The 25,609-nt window shown below is 71.4% G+C and carries 15 protein-coding genes and 1 pseudogene; 7 read left to right on the top strand and 9 right to left on the bottom strand.

Going from position 1 to position 25,609, the window contains the following annotated elements; all coding sequences use genetic code 11:
- Positions 1-44: 44 nt before the first annotated feature.
- A complete protein-coding gene (gene pta, locus OG897_RS22000; protein ID WP_266658901.1) occupies positions 45-2,120 on the bottom strand; it encodes a phosphate acetyltransferase in 2,076 nt (691 codons plus the stop codon).
- A gap of 307 nt (positions 2,121-2,427) precedes the next feature.
- Here pta and OG897_RS21995 point away from each other — a divergent pair, with 307 nt between their 5' ends.
- Together OG897_RS21995 and OG897_RS41050 are read left to right on the top strand one after the other, a co-directional pair.
- On the top strand, positions 2,428-3,453 hold the full coding sequence (locus OG897_RS21995) for an ATP-dependent 6-phosphofructokinase (RefSeq protein ID WP_266658900.1): 1,026 nt from the start codon (positions 2,428-2,430) through the stop codon (positions 3,451-3,453).
- A 183-nt stretch (positions 3,454-3,636) separates the two neighbouring features.
- Positions 3,637-3,933 (top strand): annotated as a pseudogene (locus tag OG897_RS41050) (helix-turn-helix domain-containing protein); the annotation flags it as partial.
- Here OG897_RS41050 and OG897_RS41045 read toward each other — a convergent pair.
- Together OG897_RS41045 and OG897_RS21985 are read right to left on the bottom strand one after the other, a co-directional pair.
- Positions 3,900-4,199: a hypothetical protein gene (locus tag OG897_RS41045; protein WP_353963760.1), complete on the bottom strand. Its 300-nt coding sequence runs from the start codon at positions 4,197-4,199 to the stop codon at positions 3,900-3,902. The pseudogene OG897_RS41050 and the gene OG897_RS41045 overlap by 34 nt on opposite strands.
- Positions 4,200-4,819: 620 nt before the next feature.
- Positions 4,820-5,440, bottom strand: a complete 621-nt coding sequence (locus OG897_RS21985; RefSeq protein ID WP_266660403.1) for a helix-turn-helix transcriptional regulator — start codon at positions 5,438-5,440, stop codon at positions 4,820-4,822.
- Between the two features lie 291 nt (positions 5,441-5,731).
- On the opposite strand from OG897_RS21985, the gene OG897_RS21980 reads away from it, so the two are divergent.
- From OG897_RS21980 to OG897_RS21965, 4 genes are all read left to right on the top strand, one after another.
- The gene (locus OG897_RS21980) at positions 5,732-7,138 is read left to right on the top strand and encodes a cation:dicarboxylase symporter family transporter (protein WP_266658898.1); all 1,407 of its coding nucleotides are present in this window, start codon (positions 5,732-5,734) and stop codon (positions 7,136-7,138) included.
- Between the two features lie 131 nt (positions 7,139-7,269).
- Positions 7,270-8,046 carry a GAF and ANTAR domain-containing protein gene (locus OG897_RS21975; RefSeq protein ID WP_266658897.1) on the top strand — a complete coding sequence of 259 codons (777 nt, stop codon included), beginning with the start codon at positions 7,270-7,272 and terminating at the stop codon, positions 8,044-8,046.
- Between the two features lie 207 nt (positions 8,047-8,253).
- Complete coding sequence (locus OG897_RS21970) at positions 8,254-8,601, top strand: STAS domain-containing protein (RefSeq protein WP_266658896.1); 348 nt, start codon at positions 8,254-8,256, stop codon at positions 8,599-8,601.
- A 227-nt stretch (positions 8,602-8,828) separates the two neighbouring features.
- The gene (locus OG897_RS21965) at positions 8,829-11,105 is read left to right on the top strand and encodes an ATP-binding domain-containing protein (protein WP_266660401.1); all 2,277 of its coding nucleotides are present in this window, start codon (positions 8,829-8,831) and stop codon (positions 11,103-11,105) included.
- A 3-nt stretch (positions 11,106-11,108) separates the two neighbouring features.
- Here OG897_RS21965 and glgB read toward each other — a convergent pair whose 3' ends face one another.
- The 5 genes from glgB to OG897_RS21940 form a co-directional block, all read right to left on the bottom strand.
- Complete coding sequence (glgB, locus tag OG897_RS21960; protein ID WP_266658895.1) at positions 11,109-13,655, bottom strand: 1,4-alpha-glucan branching enzyme; 2,547 nt, start codon at positions 13,653-13,655, stop codon at positions 11,109-11,111.
- Positions 13,656-13,703: 48 nt separating this feature from the next.
- A complete protein-coding gene (locus OG897_RS21955) occupies positions 13,704-15,359 on the bottom strand; it encodes a maltokinase (protein WP_266658894.1) in 1,656 nt (551 codons plus the stop codon).
- Between the two features lie 238 nt (positions 15,360-15,597).
- Positions 15,598-17,346: a maltose alpha-D-glucosyltransferase gene (gene treS / locus OG897_RS21950; RefSeq protein WP_266658893.1), complete on the bottom strand. Its 1,749-nt coding sequence runs from the start codon at positions 17,344-17,346 to the stop codon at positions 15,598-15,600.
- Positions 17,343-19,382, bottom strand: coding sequence for an alpha-1,4-glucan--maltose-1-phosphate maltosyltransferase (locus tag OG897_RS21945; RefSeq protein WP_266658892.1), 2,040 nt, complete (start codon positions 19,380-19,382; stop codon positions 17,343-17,345). The genes treS and OG897_RS21945 overlap by 4 nt, the downstream gene beginning before the upstream one ends.
- 373 nt (positions 19,383-19,755) lie before the next feature.
- A complete protein-coding gene (locus tag OG897_RS21940) occupies positions 19,756-20,994 on the bottom strand; it encodes a S8 family peptidase (protein ID WP_266658891.1) in 1,239 nt (412 codons plus the stop codon).
- A 364-nt stretch (positions 20,995-21,358) separates the two neighbouring features.
- Between OG897_RS21940 and glgP the strand changes: the two genes are divergently transcribed.
- On the top strand, positions 21,359-24,004 hold the full coding sequence (gene glgP, locus OG897_RS21935; protein WP_266658890.1) for an alpha-glucan family phosphorylase: 2,646 nt from the start codon (positions 21,359-21,361) through the stop codon (positions 24,002-24,004).
- Here glgP and OG897_RS21930 read toward each other — a convergent pair.
- Positions 24,001-25,584: a sensor histidine kinase gene (locus tag OG897_RS21930; protein ID WP_266658889.1), complete on the bottom strand. Its 1,584-nt coding sequence runs from the start codon at positions 25,582-25,584 to the stop codon at positions 24,001-24,003. The two genes, glgP and OG897_RS21930, sit on opposite strands and share 4 nt — an antisense overlap.
- Between the last annotated feature and the right edge of the window lie 25 nt (positions 25,585-25,609).

The raw sequence follows: 25,609 nt of genomic DNA, 5'->3' as shown, positions 1-25,609 counted from the left end.
TTCGCCGCCCGAGGGGGCTGGGGGGGGAAGCGGAGGCTAGGGGGTCATGACGGGTCTCCCTGGGCCTGGATGGCCGTGATGGCGACCGTGTTGACGATGTCCTGGACCAGGGCGCCGCGCGACAGGTCGTTGACCGGCTTGCGGAGGCCCTGGAGGACCGGGCCGACCGCCACGGCGCCCGCGGAGCGCTGGACCGCCTTGTAGGTGTTGTTGCCCGTGTTCAGGTCCGGGAAGATCAACACGCTTGCCTGGCCCGCGACTTCGGAGCCGGGGAGCTTGGTCGCGGCGACCGAGGGCTCGACGGCGGCGTCGTACTGGATCGGACCCTCGACGAGCAGGTCCGGGCGCGAGGAACGGACCAGCTCCGTCGCCTCGCGGACCTTGTCGACGTCCGCGCCCGCGCCCGAGGTGCCGGTCGAGTAGGACAGCATCGCCATCCGGGGCGCCACCCCGAACTGGGCCGCCGTGCCCGCCGACTGGATCGCGATGTCCGCGAGCTGGACCGCGTTCGGGTCGGGGTTGACCGCGCAGTCGCCGTAGACCAGGACCTTGTCGGCGAGGCACATGAAGAAGACCGAGGAGACGATCTTCGCGTCCGGCTTCGTCTTGATGATCTCGAAGGCGGGGCGGATGGTGGCCGCCGTCGAGTGGACGGAGCCGGAGACCATGCCGTCGGCCAGGCCCTCCTGGACCATCAGCGTGCCGAAGTAGTTCACGTCGGCGACGACGTCGTACGCCAGCTCCACCGTCGCGCCCTTGTGGGCCCGCATCTCCGCGTACCGCTCCGCGAAGCGCTGGCGCAGCTCCGAGGTGTGCGGGTCGATGAGCTGGGTCGAGGCGAGGTCGATGCCCAGGTCGGCGGCCTTCTTGCGGATGACGTCGACGTCGCCGAGGAGGGTCAGGTCGCAGACGTCGCGGCGCAGGAGCACGTCCGCCGCGCGCAGGACGCGCTCCTCGGTGCCCTCGGGGAGGACGACGCGGCGCCGGTCGGCGCGGGCCTGTTCGAGGAGTTCGTGCTCGAACATCATGGGCGTCACGCGACCGCTGCGGGCGACCGAGATCCGGGCCAGCAGGTCCGTGGTGTCGACATGTCGCTCGAAGAGACCGAGGGCGGTCTCCGCCTTGCGCGGGGTGGCCGCGTTCAGCTTGCCCTCCAGCGCGAACAGCTCGCCCGCCGTCGGGAAGGACCCGCCCGCCACCGAGATCACCGGCGTTCCGGGCGCCAGCCGCGAGGCCAGGGTCAGGATCTCCGGGCCGGGGCGCTCGTCCAGGGTGAGCAGGACGCCCGCGATCGGCGGCGTACCGGCGCTGTGCGCGGCCAGCGCGCCGACCACCAGGTCGGAGCGGTCACCGGGGGCGACGACCAGGCAGCCGGGGGTCAGGGCGTTGAGGAAGTTCGGCAGCATCGCACCACCGAAGACGAAGTCCAGGGCGTCGCGGGCGAGCCCCGCGTCGTCGCCCAGCAGGACCGTCCCGCCCAGGGCCTGGGTGATCTGCGCGACCGTCGGCGCGGCGAGGGCGGGCTCGTCGGGGAGGACGTACGCGGGGACCGGCAGGCGGCTCTCCAGGCGCTCGGCGACCACGGCGCGGTCGGCCGGGGCGACCCGGTTGACGACCATCGCCAGGACGTCGCAGCCCAGGCTCGCGTACGCCCGGAAGGCGTTGCGGGCTTCGGAGCGCACGGACTCGGCGGTCTGGTTCTTGCCGCCGACGACGGGTATGACGGACGCGCCGAACTCGTTGGCCAGGCGCGCGTTGAGCGCCAGCTCGTCGGGGAGCTGGGTGTCGGCGAAGTCCGTACCGAGCACGAGGACGACCTCGTAGCCGCGCGCCACCTTGTGGAAGCGGTCGACCAGCTGGGAGACCAGCTCGTCGGTGCCCTTCTCGGCCTGGAGCGCGGACGCCTCTTGGTAGTCCATGCCGTATACCGTCGCCGGGTCCTGGGACAGCCGGTAGCGGGCGCGGAGCAGGTCGAAGAGGCGGTCGGGTCCGTCGTGCACCAGGGGGCGGAAGACGCCCACCCGGTCCACCTGGCGGGTCAGGAGTTCCATGACTCCCAGCTCGACGACCTGACGGCCGTCCCCCCGGTCGATGCCCGTCACGTACACGCTGCGCGTCACGCGTGCTCTCCGTCCCGTCGTAAGTCAGTAAGTCGGTAGGCCAGTAAGTCGGTGGATCGGCAGCTGCTGCCCGGCAGGCAACTTTGCCTATTTTGTGCGGTTAGGGTGGCCTTGCACCCTTGACAATACCTTTGGGGCTGGGTACGGCGCCCGCCGGAAGAAGTCCCGAGAACGAGTCCCGAGGACAGGGAACAAAGACCCCCTGTCCCGCTTGTCCCGGAGTATCCGAAAGCGCGCGGCCTGTTCCGGCCGTGGAACAATCGGAACCTGGCTCACAAGTACCACCAAGAGCAGGAGACACAGCACGATGCGTATCGGAGTTCTCACCGCAGGCGGCGACTGTCCCGGGCTGAACGCAGTGATCCGGTCGGTCGTGCACCGTGCCGTAGCCGGTCACAACGACGAGGTCATCGGGTTCGAGGACGGCTTCAAGGGCCTCCTCGACGGTCACTACCGTCCCCTCGACCTCAACGCGGTCAGTGGCATCCTCCCGCGCGGCGGCACCATCCTCGGCTCGGCCCGCCTGGAGCGCGACCGGCTGCGCGAGGCCGCCGAGAACTGCGCCGAGCTCACCGCCAAGTACGGCATCGACGTCCTCATCCCGATCGGCGGCGAGGGCACCCTCACCGCCGCCCGGATGCTCTCGGACGCCGGAATGCCGGTCGTCGGCGTACCGAAGACCATCGACAACGACATCAACGGCACCGACCGCACCTTCGGCTTCGACACCGCCGTCGGCGTCGCGACCGAGGCCATAGACCGCCTGAAGACGACCGCCGAGTCCCACCAGCGCGTGATGGTCGTCGAGGTCATGGGCCGCCACGCGGGCTGGATCGCCCTGGAGTCCGGCATGGCGGGCGGCGCCCACGGCATCTGCCTGCCCGAGCGCCCCTTCGAGATCGACTCGCTCGTCAAGATGGTCGAGGAGCGCTTCGCGCGCGGCAAGAAGTTCGCCGTCATCTGCGTCGCGGAAGGCGCGCGTCCGGCGCAGGGCACCATGCCGTACGAGAAGGGCGTCATCGACCAGTTCGGTCACGAGCGCTTCACCGGCATCGGCACCCGCCTCGCCGTCGAGCTGGAGACCCGGCTCGGCAAGGAGGCCCGACCGGTCATTCTCGGCCACGTCCAGCGCGGCGGCACCCCCACCGCGTACGACCGCGTCCTCGCGACGCGCTTCGGCTGGCACGCGGTGGAGGCGGCGCACGCCGGGCACTTCGGCAAGATGACCGCGCTGCGCGGCACGAGCATTCGGATGGTTCCGCTGGCAGAGGGCGTGACCGAGCTCAAGACGGTCCCCGAGGACCGGATGTACGAGGCCGAGTCGGTCTTCTAGAGCAGCCCCTGCCTTCTAGAGCAGCCCCGGCCTTCTAGAACGGCTCCGGCGCGAAAACGGCCCCCGTCGTCTCCCCTGTGGACGACCGGGGCCGTTCCGCGTCCCCGGAAGGGTCCTGGGAGTTGGCGGTTCCCACTCTTGAGTTGTGCGGTCGGATCAACAAGGCTTCAGCCTGTCCGGGACATGTCCCAACTCCCTGCCCGCCGCACTCCGGACGCAGGTCAGGTCAGGGGAGAAGGAGCCTTCCGGATGCTGGAGCCCGACCCACGCGGGGCGCGTACGCCCGCCGAGTTCGTCTCGCTGCTGCACGCGCTCAAGGAGTGGTCGGGCCTCACCTACCGCGAACTGACCACCCGCGCCGAGGCCGCGGGCGACGTCCTCCCGCGCAGCACGGTCGCGAACATGCTGTCCCGCACCTCGGTCCCGCGCGAAGAGCTGATGGCGGCCTACGCACGGGCCTGCGGCTGCGCCCCCGCGGCGGTGGAGGAGTGGCTGACAGTACGCAAGGAGCTTGCGGTACGGGGGAGACGCAAGGCGGAATCCAGCTCTCCGGCACCGGAATCCAGCTCTCCGGCACCGGAATCCAGCTCTCCGGCACCGGAATCCAGCTCTCCGGCACCGGAATCCGTAGGTGAATCCTTACGAGAGCCGGGCCCAACGGCCCCCCGTTCCCCGACCGAAGTCCTCGCCGCCACCGACGAACAGCCACCCCCCGCCGGGCCGGAAGTCACCAGTCGGCGGCCCATGTCGAGGACCAAGGTCCTGGTGGTGGCGCTCGCCCTCGCGGTGGTCGGGGCGACGGTCGCATGGGTGGTCCATGCGCCGGGCGACGACTCCGAGGCCCCCGGCGGAGTGCCGGCCGCACCCGCCCCCGGCGACCGCACCCTGCGCGCCACGCACTCCGGGCTGTGCCTGGGGGAGCGCCCCGCCGTCCAGAGCGGCAAGGTCTACCAGCGCCCCTGCGAGGACCGGCTGCCCCAGTACTCCCTGGTCCGCACCGGCGAACTGGACTGGCGCATCGCCTCCTTCCACCCGGAGTTCAAGGAGGGGTGCATGGGTGTGCACTGGTCCTGGAAGAAGCCGGGCGCCTGGGTGGAGGACGACTCCTGCGAGAACCGCGACCCCGGAGCCGAGACGTTCCGCTTCGAGCCGGTGGGCAAGCCGGTCGAGGGCTACCGGATGCGCGTGCAGCACACCGAGATGTGCCTCACGGTGCCGGGGGCCTCGCGCGCCGAGTGGACCGCCCTGGAACAGCGTCCGTGCACGCAGGACGCGGCGGGCCAGCTCTTCCGCTTCGACCCGGCGTGAGCCCGGCACGAACCCGGCATGAGCCCGGCGTGAGTCCCCTGCGGCACGGGGAAGGTGACTACCGCCCCCGGACCCGCGCCCAGAAGTGCCCCACGATCTCCTCCAGGAACTCCCGCCCCGCAGCCCCGTCCCCCGCGTCGCCGACCCCGCCGCCCCACCCCAGGGTCGCCACCATGCGCGACTGGTAGTCGGCGTGCAGCCGGGGCAGGGCGTCCTCCAGCACGGCGCGGTCCACCGGCACGAGCTTGGCGAGCGGCTTCACGTACGCCTGCCAGCGCGTGGTCACCGCGCTCTCCAGCAGCTCGGCCAGCTCGCGGTCCCGTCCGGCGGCGGTGACGAACTGGGCGGGGGAGAGCCCGAGCGCCGCGATGAGCGCGGCCGACTGCCGCTCGGTGCCGCGCCACCGCCCGCTCACCTCCATCTTCTGGTACGCGTCCAGGCTGATCCCGACCCGCCGGGCCAGGTCCGCCGGGGCCACGCCCCGCACCGTACGGTGCTCGCGCAAGGAGCGCGCGGCGTAGAGGAGGTCGGCGGGGTCGCACCACAACACCCCCGCCAGCGCGGACACTTCACGGCTGTCGGGCGCCCGCAGCCCCCGCTCCCACGCGGTGACGAGGTCGGGCCCCACATCCAGCCCGTACTGCGCCCGCAGCCCGTACGCGACATGGCCCGGCAGCATCCCGAGCGCCTCCCGCAGCCTGCGCGCGGCTGCGGCGTCGAACGGCGGGGCTGCGGCAGGCGTGCCGTCTGACGGCGGGGTGGGGTGCACGGGCACACGGTAAGGACGAGATGCCCGAGTTGGCTACGGTGCGTTCGGCCAACGTCACGGCTCAGAGGAACGTCCAGGGCGTACGAAGCCGCCAATCTGTGAACTCTATGACCGCAAGGGGACGTTCGCGCACGTCATCGTGCATAGTCGCGTGACCCACCCCCACGTGGGTGCGAACCGGTGAAGAACGAGGAGGGCCCTGTGGCCGCAGCGGAGACGGAAGCGGAGCGGACGGGCGGGGCGGGGGCCGGTCCGAAGAGGCGGGACCGGTCGCACTTCCTCTATCTGGCGGTGATCCTCGCGGTGCTGCTGGGCATCACCGTCGGATTCCTGGCCCCGGGCGTGGCCAAGGACCTGAAGCCGATCGGCACCGGCTTCGTGAACCTGATCAAGATGCTGATCTCGCCGATCATCTTCTGCACGATCGTGCTGGGCATCGGCTCCGTCCGCAAGGCCGCCAAGGTGGGTGCGGTGGGCGGGCTCGCCCTCGGCTACTTCATGGTGATGTCGACCGTCGCACTCGGCATCGGCCTGATCGTCGGCAACCTGATCCACCCGGGTACGGACCTCGACCTCGACGCCCACAAGGGCGAGGGCGCGAAGCAGGCGCAGGGGGCGAGCGAGAGCACGGCGGACTTCCTGCTGGGCATCATTCCCAAGACCCTCGTGTCCGCCTTCACCGAAGGGTCGGTGCTCCAGACCCTCTTCGTCGCGCTCCTCGTGGGCTTCGCGCTCCAGGCGATGGGCCGGGCGGGGGAGCCGGTGCTGCGCGGCGTCGGACACATCCAGCGGCTCGTCTTCCGCGTGCTGGCGATGGTGATGTGGGCGGCTCCGGTCGGGGCCTTCGGGGCCATCGCGGCGGTGGTCGGCGAGACCGGCGGCAAGGCGCTCGCCGCACTCGCCACGATCATGATCGCCTTCTACATCACGTGTGCGCTCTTCGTCTTCGTCGTGCTCGGCGCGATCCTGAAGCTGTGCACGGGGATGAACATCTTCAGCCTGCTGAAGTACCTGGGCCGCGAATTCCTGCTCATCCTGTCGACCTCGTCATCGGAGACGGCGCTGCCGAGGCTGATCGCGAAGATGGAACACCTGGGCGTGAGCAAGCCGGTCGTCGGCATCACGGTCCCGACGGGCTACTCCTTCAACCTGGACGGCACGGCCATCTACCTGACGATGGCGTCCCTCTTCATCGCGAACGCGCTCGGCGACCCGCTGAAGATCGGCGAGCAGATCGCCCTGCTCGGCTTCATGATCATCGCCTCGAAGGGTGCGGCGGGGGTCACGGGCGCCGGCCTGGCGACCCTGGCGGGCGGACTCCAGTCGCACCGCCCGGAGATGGTCGACGGGGTCGGCCTGATCGTCGGCATCGACCGCTTCATGAGCGAGGCGCGGGCGCTGACGAACTTCGCGGGGAACGCGGTGGCGACGGTGCTGGTGGGGACGTGGACGAAGGAGATCGACAAGGAGCGGGTGGGGCTGGTGCTGTCCGGCCGCGCGCCCTTCGACGAACAGACGCTGCTCGACGACGGGCACGGGGGCGCGGACGCCTCCGTGCCCCACCCGAGCCGCGAACCGTCGGCCGCGGGCCCGTCCCCTGCGAAGTAACGCCGTCGCGTCGCAAGGCGACCACCGGGTCCCAAGGGGCCCCCGGGCAAGGGAGTTGGCCGGAACATCCGCCTGAAGGCCGAAGAGTAACGCGGTGCCGCGCCCCGTCCCGGGTACACGCTCACTGAGGTGTGGTCCCGTACCGGGCTCGCGCCGAGGTGAGCGGGGCGAACGAGGTGATGGGCATGTGCCGGGAGCGCCGGTGGCTGGACGCGTCCGTCCGGCTGACCGAGCTGATGCTGGACCGCCCGGAGGGCGAACCGGAAGTCACCTTCTTCCTGGGGGAGTTCTGCCGCCAGGGCGTCGACCTGCTCGGCGTTCCGGCGGTGGGCGCCATGCTCGCCGAGGAGGGCGGCGCACTGCGGGCGGCCGCCTCGTCCGACGAGAACTCCGAACTCCTCGAACTCATCGCCTCGCAGCGCCAGGAGGGCCCCTGCGTCGAGGGCTACCGGCTGGGCGCGCCGCTGTACGACGTCGACCTGCGGGCCCAGGCCGACCGCTGGCCCGCCTTCTGTGCCCGCGCACTGGAGTACGGCATCAGTCGCGCCGCCGTCCTTCCGCTGCGCCTGCGGGGCGCCTGGCTCGGCACCTGGCAGGTCTACGGCCATGCGGACCTCCCCGGCCGTGAGGAGCTGGAGCTGACGCAGCGGCTGGCGGACATCGCGGTCCTCACCCTGACCCAGTCCGCGTACCTGCGCCATCTCAACCGCTCGGCCGAGGGGTTGCGCACCGCGCTGACCAGTCGCATCGCCATCGAACAGGCCAAGGGGATGCTCGCCGCCCAGTGGGGGGTGAGTCCGGACGACGCCTTCCAGCCGATGCGCGCCTACGCCCGTGCCCGGCAGTGCAAGCTCCGCGAGGTGGCGCGCGACGTCATCGCGGGGCGGCTCCGGCTCCCGCGCCGCTGAAAGCCGTCCCGGGGAACGCCCCGATGGCCCGCGCCGGAACCCGCTGCCCGTCAAGGCGCTTTGCTGGATTCCACTCGTACGTGTCGTATTTGGATGGCTAACCGATTCTGCGCGGGGCCTGTTGCGTACGTTCATCACGGCCATCCCAGACCCCGGTGAGTCCAGCAGACTCCGTTGATCGTCCATGAGGTACCTGGGGTGCAGATCATGCCGGAATCGGTTGTCGAACAGACCGTGGAAGTCCGCCCTGTCGGCGGCGCGCTCGTCCTCGCGCTCGCCGGGGAGCTGGACCTCTATGCCGGGCTCAGGCTCGGCCCGTCCATCGACCGGGCGCTGAGCGGGCGCCCGTCCCGGGTCGTCGCCGACCTGAGCCGCGTCACCTTCATGGACTGCGCAGGGCTCTCCCTGCTGCTGCGGGTGCGCGGCCGGACGACCCGCCGGGGCGGTGCGTTCTCGGTGTACTGCCCCGAGTCGAGCCGGACGTGCCGCATCCTGCGGTACGTGGACCTGGACGAGCCCCTCCACTTCGTCGAGGCCCTGCCGTCCCCCGGGTGACGCCCCGCACGGGAAGCCGCCGCCCACGGGCGGGCGAAAAGGGGCGGGTGGGTAAAAGGGCGGGTGGGCAAAAAGAAATACCCCGGCACATTGACAGCCGGGGTATTTCTCTGCGTATATTGGACGTTTCCATGCCTGCATCTAGAAAAGGTCATGGGGAAGCGCCATGACCACACCCTAACCCAGTGGGGGAAGCCTTGTCAACCGAGGAATTGTCAACCCGTGCATTGCGGCAGGAGCAGCAATTCGTGGAGGGACTCTACGAGCGCCTCGACGTGCTCCGCGCGGAAGCCGAAACCTCCGTTCGGGGCTCCTTCGCCCAGGCGGGCAACGGACTCCAGGCCCGCCTGGAGCGCGACGTGACCGTCTCCGAGCGGTCCGGCACCCTCGCCGCCCTCAACGCCGTGGAATCCGGACTCTGCTTCGGCCGCCTCGACTTCACCCCCGACGGCGTGGGAGAAGCGGACGGCGCCACCCACCACATCGGCCGCATGGGCATCCGCCGCGACGACGCCGAGCGCAGCCCCCTGCTCGTCGACTGGCGCGCACCCGTGGCCCGCCCCTTCTACCTCGCCACCGGCCACACCCCGATGGGCCTGCGCCGCCGCCGTCACCTCACCACCCGGGGCCGCACCGTCACCGCCCTGCACGACGAGATCCTCGACCTCGGCGACACCACGCGCACCGGTTACGAGGACCCCACCGGCGACGCCGTACTCCTCGCCGCGCTGAACGGGGCCCGTACCGGCCGGATGTCCGACATCGTGCGGACCATCCAGGCCGAGCAGGACCGCATCATCCGCGCCCCGCACCGAGGCGTCCTCGTCGTCGAGGGCGGGCCCGGCACCGGAAAGACCGCCGTCGCACTGCACCGCGCCGCCTACCTCCTCTACGCGTACCGCGAGCAGCTCGCCCGCCGTGCCGTCCTCGTCGTCGGCCCCAACCCCGCCTTCCTCGCCTACATCGGCGACGTCCTGCCCTCCCTCGGGGAGACCGGCGTCCTGCTCGCCACCCCCGCCGAGCTCTTCCCCGGCGTCACCGTCACCGGTACGGACACCCCCGAGGCCGCCGCGATCAAGGGCCGCGCCGACCTGGCCGACGTACTGGCGCAGGTCGTACGGGACCGGCAGACCGTGCCCGACGACGTCGAGGAGATCGAGCACGAGCAGTGGACGCTCTCCCTGGAGCGCGCCATCGCCGAGGACGCCCGCCACCACGCCCGCGCCACCCGCCTCCCGCACAACCTGGCCCGCGCGCACTTCGGCCGGTACGTCCTGGACGCGCTGACCGAGCAGCTCGCCGACCGCATCGGCCGCGAGCCGTACGAGGCCATCGCCGAGGAGCTGGGCGAGGAGGCCCCCGAGGGGAACCTGCTCACCCCCGCCGACATCGAGCAGCTCGGCAAGGAGGTGGCGGGAAATCCGGCCGTCACCGCCGCGATCGACGCCCTGTGGCCGGAGCTCACCCCGCACCGGCTGATCACCGACTTCCTGGCCGGTCCCATTCATCTCCCGGACGCCGAGGCCGAGTTGATCCGGCGTGCGCCCGGCGGCGAGTGGACCGCCGCCGACGTCCCCCTCCTCGACGAGGCCGCCGAACTCCTCGGCGAGGACGACCACGCGGCCCGCGCGGCGGCCGCCCGCGACTACGAGGAGCGCGTCGCGTACGCGAAGGGCGTGCTGGACGTCTCGTACGGCTCGCGGACGTACGAGTTCGAGGACCTCGACGACGAGGAGTCGGAAGTGCTCGGTGCGCACGACCTCATCGACGCCGAGCGCTTCGCCGAGCGCCACGAGGAGGACGACCACCGCAGCGCGGCGGCGCGGGCCGCCGCCGACCGGACCTGGGCGTTCGGGCACATCATCGTCGACGAGGCGCAGGAGCTGTCCGCGATGACCTGGCGGCTGCTGATGCGCCGCTGTCCCACCCGGTCGATGACCCTGGTCGGCGACCCGGCGCAGGTCGGCGACGCGGCGGGCTGCGACTCCTGGAAGCAGATCCTGGACCCGTACGTCGGCGACCGTTACGAGCACACCCGGCTCGGCGTGAACTACCGCACCCCGGCCGAGATCATGGACGTCGCGGCACGGGTGATGCGGGACGCCGATCCGACGTTCGAGCCGCCGAGTTCCGTACGTTCCACGGGAGTCGAGCCGTGGGTGCGCGTCAGCGCCGCCCAGGAACTGCCCCGTACCGTCGCCGAGGCGGTCGCGGCGGCGGACGGCGCGGGACGGCTCGCCGTCGTCGCCCCCGCGGACCTGCTCCCGGCGCTGGCGCAGGCGATCCCCGGCGCTTCGTACGGGACCACGCCCGACCTCACCGCCCGGGTCGTCCTGCTCGCGCCGCAGCAGGCGAAGGGGCTCGAATTCGACACGGTGGTCGTGGCGGAACCGGACCGGATCCGGTCCGGCTCGCCGCGCGGGCTGAACGACCTGTACGTGGCACTGACCCGGGCCACCCAGACGCTGGGCCTGGTCCACACCGGGGGCTGGGAGCTGCCGTGACGCTCACGTGGGCCTGAACCACACCGTCGCCAGCGGTGGCAGGGTGACGCGCAGGCTCGCCGGGCGGCCGTGGTGGGGCGTCGCGTCCGGCTTCAGCGCGCCGGAGCTGGCGACCCCGCTCCCGCCGTACGCGGCGGCGTCCGTGTTGAGGACCTCCGTCCACGCCGGTACGTCGTCCGGGACGCCGATCGCGTACTCGTGCCGTACGACGGGGGAGAAGTGGGAGACCGCGAGGAGCGGGTTCCCTGCGGCGTCGTAGCGCAGGAACGCGAACACGTTGTCCTCGGCCGCGTCGCCCGCCACCCAGGCGAAGCCCTCGGGGGCGGTGTCCCGCTCCCACAGGGCCGGGGTGGCGTTGTACGCGGTGTTGAGGTCGCGGACCAGGTCGCGGACGCCACGGTGGTCGGACTCCGCGCCGTACGACGGATCGAGCAGCCACCAGTCCGGGCCGTGCGCCTCCGACCACTCCGCGCCCTGGGCGAACTCCTGTCCCATGAAGAGGAGTTGCTTGCCCGGGTGGGCCCACATGAAGCCCAGGTAGGCGCGGTGCGTGGCACGTTGCTGCCACCAGTCGCCTGGCATCTTGGAGACGAGTGAGCGCTTGCCGTGGACGACCTCGTCGTGGGAGATCGGCAGGACGTAGTTCTCGCTGTACGCGTAGACCATCGAGAAGGTCATCTCGTGGTGGTGGTACCTGCGGTGCACGGGCTCCTTGGAGACGTAGCCGAGGGAGTCGTGCATCCAGCCCATGTTCCACTTCAGGCCGAAGCCGAGACCGCCGAAGCCGCCGGGGCCGTGGTGATGGGTGGCGCGGGTGACGCCGTCCCAGGCGGTGGACTCCTCGGCGATGGTGACGACGCCGGGGTTGCGGCGGTAGACGGTGGCGTTCATCTCCTGGAGGAAGGCGACCGCGTCGAGGTTCTCGCGTCCGCCGTGCGCGTTGGGCGCCCACTGGCCCTCTTCGCGTGAGTAGTCGAGGTAGAGCATCGAGGCGACCGCGTCGACGCGCAGCCCGTCGATGTGGAACTCCTCGCACCAGTACGTGGCGTTCGCCACCAGGAAGTTGCGTACCTCGGGGCGGCCGTAGTCGAATTCCAGGGTGCCCCAGTCGGGGTGCGCCGACTTCAGCGGGTCCTCGTGCTCGTACAGCGGGCGGCCGTCGAACTCGGCGAGCGCCCAGTCGTCACGCGGGAAGTGCGCGGGCACCCAGTCCATGATCACGCCGATCCCGGCCCGGTGCAGCGCGTCGACGAGGAAGCGGAAGTCGTCCGGGGTGCCCAGTCGGGAGGTCGGCGCGTAGAACCCCGTCACCTGGTAGCCCCAGGAGCCGCCGTAGGGGTGCTCGGCGACCGGCATCAGCTCGACGTGCGTGAAACCCAGGTCGGCGACGTAGGCGGGGAGTTGATCGGCGAGCTGGCGGTACGTCAGCCCCGGCCGCCAGGACGGCAGGTGCACCTCGTACACCGACAGCGGGGCCTCGTGCACCGGGCGGGCGGCGCGCGATGCCATCCAGGCCGCGTCCTGCCACGCGTGCCGGGAGGCGGCGACGAGGGACGCGTTCGCCGGGGGCACCTCCGCGCGCCGGGCCATCGGGTCGGCGCGCAGGGTGTGCGAGCCGTCGGGGCGGGTGATCTGGAACTTGTAGAGGGCCCCCTCGCCGACGTCGGGCAGGAAGAGCTCCCAGACCCCCGTGCCGCCGAGCGACCGCATCGGGTAGCCGGTGCCGTCCCAGTAGTTGAAGTCGCCGACGACGCGCACGCCGCGCGCGTTGGGGGCCCAGACGGTGAAGCGCGTGCCGGTGACGTCCTGGTGGGTCATCGGCTGCGCGCCGAGCGCCGTCCACAGTTCCTCGTGGCGGCCCTCGCCGATCAGGTGCAGGTCGAGGTCGCCCAGCGAGGGCAGGAAGCGGTACGGGTCGTGGACCTCGATCTCGTTGTCGTCGTACGTGACGCGCAGGCGGTAGGCCGGGACCTCGGGAAGGGGCAGCGCTCCGGCGAAGAGGCCGTCGCCCTCGTCCAGCAGCGGGGCGTGCAGGCCGGGCGCGACGACGGCGACGGCCTTCGCGTACGGACGCAGCACGCGGAAGGCGACGCCGCCGGGGACGGGATGTGCGCCGAGCAGCTCGTGCGGGGCGTGGTGCGACCCCGCCAGGAGGCGGCTGCGGTCGGCCTCGGAGAGCGGGAGGTGGGGCCCGACGGCCCCGGGCGGGACCGGGGGGGCGGCGACGGGCGGCACGGTCTGCCGCCGCCCTCCTCCGGGGTGCCCGGCGTCGGGCTTCGCCGCCTTCGGCTTCGCCGGGTCCTTGGCCGCCTTCTTGGCCGGGGTCTTTCCGGTGGCCTTCGCCTTCTTCGCCGTGCCGCTCGCCGGACGCCTTCGCGGGGCGGGCGGTACGGGGACCTCCGCGACGGCCTCCGTCTCCGGCTCCGGCACGGATTCCGAGCCGGGCGCGGGAAGGCGCGCGGGCGGGGCCGGGGCCTCGGTCGGGGACGAGGTGCGGCGGGGCGGCCGGGGGGTGTCCCCGCCGGGAGCGGGGGTGGGACGGGGGGTCACGGGAGTGTCCTCCTCGGAAGAGTCAACAGGGCATGGGCGTACGGGAGTTCAGGTGGTGCGGGCGAGCCGGTGGACGGCCGCCATCGGTACGGGCAGCCAGTCCGGCCGGTGCCGCGCCTCGTACAGGACCTCGTACACCGCCTTGTCCGTCTCGTAGGCGCGCAGCAGTACGGCCTGCTCGCGGGGGTCGGTGCCGGACGCGGCGGTGTATCCGTCGAGGAAGGCGGTGCGGCAGTTGGCGGACCAGTCCTGGTTCCAGGGGGATGGGGTCTCCCCTGCTCGAACGGAGTTGAGAGCTTGGAGTGGGGTCTCCCCTGCTCGAACGGAGTTGAGAGCTTGGAGTGGGGTCTCCCCTGCTCGAACGGAGTTGAGAGCTTGGAGTGGGGTCTCCCCTGCTCGAACGGAGTTGAGAGCTTGGGGAAGGGTGCGGGCCGCGTAGTCGAAGGAGCGGAGCATTCCGGCGATGTCGCGGACCACGGGCTGCGGGCGGCGGCGTTCGGTGAGGGGCTTCGCGGGTTCGCCCTCGAAGTCGATCACCGCCCATTCGCCGTTCGCGGCGCGCAGCACCTGGCCGAGGTGCAGGTCGCCGTGTACGCGCTGGGCGGTCACGACGGGTCCCGCCGCACCCAACTCCCGTACGGCGTCGAAGGCGTGGCGCAGCCCGGGAGCGTAAGGGAGCAGTGCGGGGACCGCCTGCACCGTGGCCTCCAGGCGCTCCGACATCTGTGCGGTGAGCAGCTTCGCCTGCGGGCGGCCCAGCGTGAGCGTGGGCAGGGACGCGGCGAGCGCGAGGTGCACTTCGGCGGTGGCCCGGCCCAGCGCGTACGCCTCACTCGTGAAGTCGCGCCCGGTCGCGAGGGAGGCGAGGGCGAGCTGCCAGCCGTCCTCGGCGTCGCGCAGGAAGGGCTGGAGCAGACCGAGGGTGAACGGCTCGAAGGGGTCCTCGGGGTTCGCCCCCTCGAACCAGGCGATCGGTGCGGGCACCCGCGTACTGCCCTCCCCGGCGAGCGCGAGCGGCAGTTCCAGGTCGGGGTTGGCTCCCGCGTGGACCCGTCGGAAGATCTTGAGGATGTACGTGTCGCCGTACACGAGCGAGGAGTTGGACTGCTCCGCCCCGAGGGCCCGGGGAGTGAGTCCGGAACGTACGTCCGTCTTCGGGTCCTTGTCGAAGCGCAGCGAGCCGAGGGCCCCGGGCATCCGGAGGCGCTCCAGGAGCAGCCCGGCGAGCCGGGGATCGGCCAGGCCCTCGTACACGGTGTGCCCGGCCAGGGGCCCGTCCGGCACCCGGCCGATCAGGGCGGAGGCCAGCGTCGGGGGCAGTGACCTGCGGACGCCCAGGAGGAGTTGGTAGCAGTCGGCGGGCGGAGGCGAAACGGTTCCCTGCGCGGGGGTGGCCTGGGCGGGGACGGTCGGCTGCTGGGCCCGTACGAGCAGGTGGAGCAGCCCGGGGGAGCCGGTCAGCGGGAGCAGTTCGGTCGCCGAGACCAGGGTGAAGCCTACGACCGGGCGGCCCTTGCCCGCGAACCAGCGCTGGCGGGGCAGCCAGTCGTGCAGCAGCGGGCTCAGCGAGGCGAGCAGCGCGGCGGAGGCGTGCGGAACGGGCGGAGTGACGAGCGGTGCGGCGAACGGTGTGTTCGTCCCGGGCGTACCAGGTGCACCAGGCGTACCGGGCGTTACTGACGAGGCGGGAGCAGCCTCCGACATGGCATCGCGTCCTTTCCCCGGGCACACCTCAGAATGCGCAGAGTGTCCCGGATTGCGGCAAAGCTGTCCGGCTGTACGGGACGTGCGGGAGAGGGAGATCCATGGGGCGAACCCCGGTTGATCCATGGGCCCGAAGCCCGGCGAACGAACCGTGAATCGCCTACGCGTATGAGTGGGAGGGTGCCCCGGGCGGGGCGGAGAAAACCGGGGGACGGCCGTCCGCCCCGGCCCGGAACGGTCAGTGCGGCGGCTTCGGCGGCCGGACCAGCGAGGTCGTGTCCTTCCGCAGCCGGAACCAGTAGAAGCCGTGTCCCGCAAGGGTCAGCAGATACGGCAGCTCGCCGATCGCGGGGAAGCGCACCCCGCCGATCAGCTCGACCGGGTGGCGGCCGTTGAACACCTGGAGGTCCAGCTCGGTGGGCTGGGCGAACCGGGAGAAGTTGTGCACGCAGAGCACGAGATCGTCCTCTCCGTCCCTCGATGAGGGGGCCTCACGCAGGAACGCCAGCACCGCCGGGTTGGAGGAGGGCAGTTCCGTGTACGACCCCAGCCCGAAGGCGGGGTTCTGCTTGCGGATCTCGATCATGCGCCGGGTCCAGTGCAGCAGTGACGACGGCGAGGTCATGGACGCCTCGACGTTGGTCACCTGGTAGCCGTAGACCGGGTCCATGATCGTGGGGAGGGAGAGCCGTCCCGGGTCGCAGGAGGAGAATCCCGCGTTCCGGTCGGGTGTCCACTGCATGGGCGTGCGGACCGCGTCCCGGTCGCCGAGCCAGATGTTGTCGCCCATGCCGATCTCGTCCCCGTAATAGAGGATCGGGGAGCCGGGGAGCGACAGCAGCAGGGCGGTGAACAGCTCGATCTGGTTGCGGTCGTTGTCCAGGAGGGGGGCCAGGCGGCGGCGGATGCCGATGTTGGCGCGCATCCTCGGGTCCTTGGCGTACTCCGCGTACATGTAGTCGCGCTCTTCGTCCGTGACCATTTCGAGGGTCAGCTCGTCGTGGTTGCGCAGGAAGATGCCCCACTGGGCGCTGGAGGGGATCGCCGGGGTCTTGGCGAGGATCTCCGAGACGGGGTAGCGGGACTCCCGGCGCACGGCCATGAAGATGCGCGGCATGACGGGGAAGTGGAACGCCATGTGGCACTCGTCCCCGCCCTTCGCGAAGTCGCCGAAGTAGTCGACGACGTCCTCCGGCCACTGGTTGGCCTCGGCGAGCAGCACCGTGTCCGGGTACGAGGCGTCGATCTCCTCCCGTACCCGCTTCAGGAAGTCGTGGGTGCGCGGGAGGTTCTCGCAGTTGGTCCCCTCCTCCTGGTAGAGGTACGGGACCGCGTCCAGGCGGAAGCCGTCGATGCCCAGGTCCAGCCAGAAGCGCAGCGCGGAGATGATCTCCTCCTGCACGGCCGGGTTCTCGTAGTTGAGGTCCGGCTGGTGGGAGAAGAAGCGGTGCCAGTAGTACTGCTTGCGGACCGGGTCGAAGGTCCAGTTGGAGGTCTCCGTGTCGACGAAGATGATCCGGGCGTCCTGGTACTGCTTGTCGTCGTCCGCCCAGACGTAGTAGTCGCCGTACGGCCCCGTGGGGTCGCTCCGGGACTGCTGGAACCACTCGTGCTGGTCGCTCGTGTGGTTCATGACGAAGTCGATGATCACGCGCATGCCGCGCTGGTGCGTGGCGTCGACGAACTCCACGAAGTCGGCGAGGTCGCCGAACTCGGGGAGCACGGCGGTGTAGTTGGAGACGTCGTAGCCGCCGTCGCGCAGGGGCGACATGAAGAACGGCGGCAGCCAGAGGCAGTCGACGCCCAGCCACTGGAGGTAGTCCAGTTTGGCGGTGATGCCCTTGAGGTCGCCCACGCCGTCGCCGTTGCTGTCCTGGAAGGACCGGACGAGGACTTCGTAGAAGACGGCCCGCTTGAACCACTCGGGGTCGCGGTCCTTGGCGGGGGTGTCCTCGAAGGTGTCGTGGACGGGCTCGTTGAAGATCATGTGGGTGACCCTCCGGTCAGCGGGGACGGTCGCAGGGTCACGATGTGCGCGGGCAGGACGCCCGGCTCCAGGCGCACGTACGCGAACCTGCCCCAGTGGTAGGTCTCGCCGGTGAGCTCGTCGCTCACCGGGACGACGCTGGGCCAGTCGTGGCCGAGTGCCGGCATGTCCAACGAGACCGTGGCCTCCTGGGTGTGGTGAGGGTCGAGGTTCACGACCACCACAACGGTGTTCGAACCTCCATCACCTCCGGTGGTTCCTGCCGTGCTGCCGGGCATCGCGCGCTTCGAGTACGCGATCACCGCGTCGTTGGACGTGGGATGGAAGTGGATGTCCCGCAGCTGCTGGAGCGCGCGGTGGCTGCGGCGCAGCCGGTTCAGGGTGGTGATCAGGGGTGCGATCGACCGTCCCTCGCGCTCTGCGGACTGCCAGTCGCGGGGGCGCAGTTGGTACTTCTCGGAGTTCAGGTACTCCTCGCTGCCGTCCCGGACCGGGGTGTTCTCGCAGAGCTCGTAGCCCGCGTAGACGCCCCAGGACGGGGACATGGTGGCGGCGAGGACGGCTCGCACCTCGAAGGCGGGCCGGCCGCCGTGCTGGAGGTAGGCGTGCAGGATGTCCGGGGTGTTCACGAAGAAGTTGGGGCGCATGTACGAGGCCGTCTCGTGCGCCAACTCCAGTGCGTAGTCAGTGAGTTCCTGCTTGGTGTTGCGCCAGGTGAAGTACGTGTACGACTGCTGGAAACCGATCGCGCCCAGGGTGCGCATCATCGCGGGCCGGGTGAACGCCTCGGCCAGGAAGATCACGTCGGGGTCGGTCCTGTTGATCTCGCCGAGGACCCGCTCCCAGAAGACGACGGGCTTGGTGTGCGGATTGTCGACCCGGAAGATCCGGATGCCGTGGTCCATCCAGAGGCGGAGGATGCGCAGGGTCTCCGCGACCAGTCCCTCCATGTCCTTGTCGAAGGCGATCGGATAGATGTCCTGGTACTTCTTCGGCGGGTTCTCCGCGTACGCGATGGTGCCGTCGGCCCGGTGGTGGAACCACTCGGGGTGCTCGGTGACCCACGGGTGGTCGGGGGAGCACTGGAGCGCGAAGTCCAGGGCCACCTCCATGCCCAGGTCTCGGGCGGTGGCGACGAAGTGGTCGAAGTCCTCGAAGGTGCCGAGGTCGGGGTGGATGGCGTCGTGGCCGCCGTCGGCCGAGCCGATCGCCCAGGGGACGCCGACGTCCGCCTCGGTGGCGGAGAGGGTGTTGTTGGGGCCCTTGCGGTAGGTGGTGCCGATGGGGTGGATCGGCGGGAGGTAGACGACGTCGAAGCCCATGGCGGCGACGGCGGCCAGGCGCTTGGCTGCGGTGCGGAAGGTGCCGCTGACCGGCGTGGTGGTGCCCGGAACGCCACCTTCGGGTGCTCGTGCGCCTTCGGAGCGCGGAAAGAGCTCGTACCAGGAACCGAAGAGCGCGCGCGGGCGTTCGACGAGCAACGGCAACGGATCGGAGGTGGACACGGGTTCGCGTAGGGGGAAGCGGGAGAGCGCCGCGTCGACCTCCGTGGTGAGGGCTGCGGCGAGCCGGGCCGCGACGGGCCGCCGGGTGTCGCGCAGCGCGTCCACGGCGGCGAGGACGGCCTCGCGCCCGTCCTGCTTCGGCACGCCCTCGGCGGCGCGTTCGTAGAGCTCGGCACCCTCGGCCAGGACGAGTTCGGTGTCCTGACCGGCAGGGATCTTGATCCCGGCGTGGTGCCGCCAGGTCGAGACGGGGTCCCCCCACGCCTCGACGACGTACGACCACAGGCCCTCGGCGTCCGGAGTGACGTCGGCGCCCCACCGGTCGGTGCCGGGGGCGAGTTCACGCATCGGCGTCCAGGGCCCCGGACGCCCCTTCGGGTCGAGGAGGACCACATTGGCGGCGACGGCGTCATGGCCTTCGCGGAAGACGGTGGCGGAGACCTGGAACGTTTCTCCGGACACCGCCTTGGCGGGCCTGCGCCCCCGGTCGACGGCGGGCAGGACGTCAAGGACGGGGATACGACCGATCATGGGCTCACCTGGGGAGGACGGGTCACGATGCTTACGGGGGCGCGCTCTGTGTAGCCGTTCCGTGCTCGGAGTGCTGGGCTTGCGGGCTGGGGGCATGACCGCTCCTGTCAGCGTTCACTCGGCTGGCGGGGGTGCGAGGCGATCCGGCGGTGCGGGGCTGTCCGGGAGTGCGGGGCGCGCTGGTGTTCTCTTCAGCGGGTACTCGGGGGAGGCTTCCCTTACACGGGTGGGAGTCAATCCGGCCTTCTGTTAACTACTGACGCGTAACGGCGTGCGACCGGCATGACGTGGCGAAAAGCAAAGGGCCCCGCCGTTCACGACGAGACCCGTTTGCCCAACCATCAGTGACATATGGCCAGTTGTTGACACCGCACTACGGGTTGCGCACGTGCAGCAGACGGTTCGGGGAGCCGAGACCCGCCCCCTTCACCTTGCCCGTGACGGCCCGGCCGGTGAGTGCCTTGCCCACCTCGGCGGGCGAGGCCCACGCGTGGTCGGCGAGGTAGAGCGCCGCCGCGCCGGTCACGTGCGGCGCGGCCATCGACGTACCCGAGGAGACGCCCTTCGCGGTGTCGTCGGCACTCAGCGCGGAGGTGATGTCGACCCCGGGGGCGTACAGGTCGAGGCGGGTGCCCCAGTTGGAGAAGGGGGCCTGCCGGTCCTTGATGTCACTGGCGCCCACGGTCAGCCCCTCCTTGACCCGGCCCGGGGAGAACAGGCTCGCGGGCAGGCTGTCGTTGCCCGCCGCGAGGACGAAGGTGACGCCGGAGGCGATGGCGTTGCGGACGGCCGCGTCGAGCTGGGCGTTGGCCACGCCGCCCAGGCTCATGTTGGCCACCGCGGGCTTCCTGGCGTTCTTCGCCACCCAGTCGATACCGGCGATCACCGAGGCGGTGGTGCCGCCGCCCTCGCCGTCCAGCACCCGCACGCCGACGACTTCGGCCTTCTTCGCCACCCCGTACGTCTCGCCCACGGCGGTCCCGGCCACGTGCGTGCCGTGCCCGTTCGCGTCCTGGGCGACGGGATCGTTCTCCACGAAGTCCCAGCCGCTGGAGGCCCGGCCGCCGAAGTCCTGGTGCGTGGTGCGCAGGCCGGAGTCGATGACGTACACGTGGACACCCGCACCGGCGCTCTCGGGCCAGGTGTACGAGCGGTCGAGCGGGAGGTCGTCCTGGTCGATCCGGTCGAGCCCCCAGGACGGCGGGTTCTTCTGGGTGTGCTTCAGGGAGACGGTGGTGTCCTGGGTGACCGAGGCCACCTTGGGGTCCGCCGCGAGCCGCCTGGCCTGCGCCGAACTCGCTTTCAGCGCGTATCCGTTGAGAGCGCTGCTGTAGGTGTGGCGTATTTTAGCCCCGTACTTCGCGGCGAGCGCACGGCCCTCCGCCGTCGGGGCCTTGACGCCCCCCGCCCCGGACGCGAGCGTGACGATGTAGCTGTTTCCGACGGAACCGGCGGCCCCGGCTCCCACGACGCGCCCCTCCGCCGCCGGGGCGGCGGCCTGGGCGGGCAGGGTGACGGCCGAAAGACCTGCCGCCAGGGTGACGGCGGTGCAGGCCCCGGCGGCCCGAAGCCAGTGCGGTCGGTGCCGTCGGTGCTGACGCGACAGTGCCATGTGCGAGGGTCCCCTCCTCAACTCGACGCTCCGGGTGCGGAATCGGCCCCTGAGGGGCCCGGTTCGCTCCGGTGGTCCGCCGGATCCCCGTGCGGTACTGAGCAGGGGGCGCGACCCGTGTCCGCGACGAGCGCACTTGTCAGCCTCTCGTGCGGTGTGAACCACAACAAGACCGCCGGAGGGGGCGGAATCGGCCATATCTATCGTGGGGGAAATGTGCGTACATCCCGGAGTGCGAGACGCCCCAGGGCGCCGGGTGTGCGCCGTGGAGGCCGACGGGTGATCGGGCTTACCTTCGGAGGGAAGGGGGGCGCGCCTCATGGCGTGTCCGCCCGGAATCTGCTGCCCCTGCGAAGGTGGTCAAGTGAAGGCAATCCGTCGGTTCACCGTGCGTCCCGTCCTCCCCGATCCCCTCCGGCCGCTCAGTGATCTCGCCCGCAATCTGCGCTGGTCATGGCATACCGAGACCCGGGACCTCTTCCAGTCCATCGACCCGGACGGCTGGCAGGCTTCCGGCCAGGACCCCGTACGGCTGCTGGGGACCGTCTCCGCCGAGCGGCTCGCCGCACTGGCCCAGGACCGCCGCTTCCTGCGCAGGCTCGGCGCGGTCGCCGACGACCTCGCCGACTACCTGGGCGGACGGCGCTGGTACCAGAGCCAGGGAGATGCGGAACTCCCCGCCGCCGTCGGCTACTTCTCGCCCGAGTTCGGCGTCACCGCGGCCCTGCCCCAGTACTCCGGCGGCCTCGGCATCCTCGCCGGGGACCACCTCAAGGCCGCCAGCGACCTCGGCGTGCCCCTCATCGGCGTAGGACTCCTCTACCGGCACGGCTACTTCCGCCAGACCCTGTCCCGCGACGGCTGGCAGCAGGAGCACTATCCGGTCCTGGACCCCAACGAACTCCCCGTCGCCCTGCTGCGCGAGGCCGACGGTACGCCCTGCCGGGTCTCCCTCGCCCTCCCCGGCGGCCGCTGGCTGCACGCCAACATCTGGCAGGCCCGCGTCGGCCGGGTGCCGCTGCTGATGCTCGACTCGGACGTCGAGGAGAACGGTCCCGCCGAGCGGGAGGTCACCGACCGGCTGTACGGCGGGGGCAGCGAGCACCGCCTGTTGCAGGAGATGCTGCTCGGCATCGGCGGAGTGCGCGCGGTCCGTGCGTACTGCCGCCTCACCGGCCACCCCGCCCCCGAGGTCTTCCACACCAACGAGGGCCACGCGGGCTTCCTCGGTCTGGAACGCATCCGCGAACTCGGCGCCCGCCAACTGGGCCACGAGCGACTGGACTTCGACGCCGCCCTGGAGTCGGTCAGGGCGGGCACCCTCTTCACCACCCACACCCCCGTCCCCGCCGGAATCGACCGCTTCGACCGCGAGCTGGTCGCCCGCCACTTCGGCGCCGACGGCGAACTCGACGGGGTCGACGTCGAGCGCGTGCTCCAGCTCGGCATGGAGACCTACCCCGGCGGCGAGTGCAACCTCTTCAACATGGCCGTGATGGGCCTGCGCCTCGCCCAGCGCGCCAACGGCGTCTCCACCCTGCACGGATCCGTCAGCCGTGGGATGTTCGCCGGGCTGTGGCCGGGCTTCGACCCCGACGAGGTACCGATCACCTCCGTCACGAACGGCGTGCACGCGCCGACCTGGGTCGCCCCCGAAGTCGTACGCCTGGGAGCCAAGCAGATCGGTGCGGGGCGGACAGAGGACGCCCTGTCCGTCGGCGGCTCGCCCCGCTGGGACGCCGTGGCCGAGATCGGCGACGCCGAGATCTGGGACCTGCGCCGCACGCTCCGGGAGAACCTCGTCCACGAGGTGCGCGGACGGCTGCGCACCTCCTGGCTCCAGCGCGGCGCGGTCGACGCCGAACTCGGCTGGATCGAAGGGGTGCTGGACCCCGACGTCCTCACCATCGGCTTCGCCCGCCGCGTCCCCTCGTACAAGCGCCTCACCCTCATGCTGCGCGACCGCGACCGGCTGATGGAACTGCTGCTGCACCCCGAGCGGCCTATCCAGATCGTCGTCGCGGGCAAGGCGCACCCGGCGGACGACGGCGGGAAGCGGCTCGTGCAGGAGCTGGTGCGGTTCGCCGACGACCCCCGGGTCAGGCACCGCATCGTGTTCCTCCCCGACTACGGCATGCGGATGGCGCAGAAGCTGTACCCCGGCTGCGACGTGTGGCTGAACAATCCGCTCCGGCCGCTGGAGGCGTGCGGGACGAGCGGGATGAAGGCCGCCCTGAACGGCTGCCTCAACCTGTCCGTCCTGGACGGCTGGTGGGACGAGTGGTTCGAGCCGGACTTCGGCTGGGCGATCCCGACCGCCGACGGCGCCGCCGCCGACGAGGACCGCCGTGACGACCTCGAAGCCAACGCCCTGTACGAGCTGATCGAGGAGCGCGTCGCGCCGCGCTTCTACGAGAAGGGGCGGGGCCAGCTCCCCGACCGCTGGATCGAGATGGTCCGCCAGACCCTGGTCACCCTCGGCCCGAAGGTGCTCGCGGGGCGGATGGTGCGGGAGTACGTGGAGCGCCTGTACGCACCGGCGGCGCGCGCCCACCGGGCCCTCGGCCCCGACGCCGCGCGGGAGTTGGCGGCGTGGAAGGCCCGGGTCAGGGCCGCGTGGCCGGGAGTGGCCGTCGACCACGTGGAGGCCGTGGCCGCCGCAGCGGTCAACGGCACGGCCGAACTGGGCTCGACGCTGTCGCTGCGGGTGCGGGCGGGTCTCGGGGGACTCGGCCCAGACGACGTCGAAGTGCAGGCGGTCGCCGGGCGGGTCGACTCCGAGGACCGGATCACGGGAGCGCAGACCTTCCCGCTGAAGCCTGCTTCGGGGCCCGATCCGGAGGGGCGGTGGGTCTACGAGGGGCCGCTCGCCCTCGACCGGACGGGGCCGTACGGGTACACGGTCCGGGTGCTCCCCGCGCACCGGTTGCTGGCGAGCGGGGCGGACCTGGGGCTGGTGGCCCTGCCCACGGAGGCGACGGGGGAGGGGGCGGGGGTTCTGATGCGTTAGCGGGGCGTACGGGACTCCTCGTTCGGTACGTCGTCGACGAGGTCCTTCGAGGTGAGGGCTCCGGAGGTGAAGCACAGCCGGTACACCGGTGTCAGCTCGAAGCGGTCCGTGCGGAAGTAGGCGCAGGTGTCGGTCCCGGCGGGTTCGGGGCCGACACCCGGGGGCGGGCCGTCCAGGGCGTGGTCGGGGACGCGGTCCCGCAGCGCCGTCCGCCGCTCGCCGAGGTGCAGGCGGTCGACCTGGTCCCGGGTGAGGACCGACCGCGAAGCGCCGTACTCCTGGTAGGCCAGCATCAGCGCCCCGAGGACCGCGACCACCGCGACCGGAGCGACGATCGCCTGTACCAGACCGCGCTTCACCTGGAGACGGGCACGGCTCAACTCCCGTGCTGCGACAGGTGCTTGAGGGGCGAGCGGTACGGGCGTCGCGGTGATCGGCAGGCGTGCGGTCACCGCGAAGCCGCCGTCGCCGGTCGGGCCGTGGACGAGGGTGCCGCCCGCGAGGCGGACGCGTTCGTCCAGGCCCACCAGCCCGGTGCCGCCGGAGACGGGGCCGGAGGGCGGGGCGGCGGTCGGGGCGGGGTGGGTGACGCTGAGCGTCAGGGCCCGCGCGCCCGGGTCCCGTACGATCCGCATCCGTACGGGAGCGCCGGGGGCGTGCTTGGTGGCGTTCGTCAGAGCTTCCTGGGCGACGCGGTGGACGGCCCGGCCGACCATGTCGGGGAGTTCCACGTCCGGCCCGTGAGTGGCGAGTTCGACGGTGATTCCTGAGGCCGTGGCCCGCTCCACCAGCTCCGCGACCGACTCGTCGGCCGGGGTGGTCGGGGCTTCCTCACCGTCGGCGCGCAGGACGCCCACGATGTCGCGCAGTCGGGCCGTGGCGTCGGCGGCGGCCAGGCGCAGCTCGCCCGCGGCGCGTTGTTCGGCGGGCGGGAGGTTGCGGTTGACCTCCAGGGCGGCGGCCCGTACCGCGATCAGGGAGAGGTCGTGGCCGAGCGAGTCGTGCATGTCGCCCGCGATGCGGGAGCGCTCGCGCAGGCGCTCGCGGTCGGCCACGGCGCGCTGCTCGCGCTCCATGCGGTTCGCCAACTCCCAGCCGTCGGCCACCAGTTGGACGTAGCGGCGGACGTATCGGCCGATCAGCCACGGCACGACGACCTGGAGCAGGAGCGAGGTCAGCTGGGCGAACCACACCCACAGCTTGTCGTCGTACGTGAGACTCAAGCCGAGCCCCGCCGCCGCGTACCCGGCGAAGACCAGCACGGCGGGCCGCCCCCGGGCGTCCCTGCGGCCCGCGAGGAAGGCGAACCCGCACATCGCGACGGTGTACGACTGCGTGAACAGCTCCGGGCTGTGCAGGGCGCTGCACACCACCACGACCGTCAGCGAGACCAGCGGTGCGACGCGGCACAGCAGGACACCGAGGCCGAGCGCGGCGACCCCGGCGGCCATCTGCGGCCAGGACCCGCCGTCGTTCGGGTCCTCCTTCATCGTGACGAAGAAGCTCAGGCAGACCCACAGGACGAGGTCGAGCAGCAGTTCGCGGCGGGTGGCACGGCGCAGGACGGAGAGGGCACGCATGCGGGAAACGTATGCGGCGGGCGGT

The sequence above is a fragment of the Streptomyces sp. NBC_00237 genome (genome assembly GCF_026342435.1).
Classification (GTDB): domain Bacteria; phylum Actinomycetota; class Actinomycetes; order Streptomycetales; family Streptomycetaceae; genus Streptomyces.
Note: the sequence above shows the minus strand (reverse complement) of the source record. Positions and strands in the feature narration are given on the sequence as shown.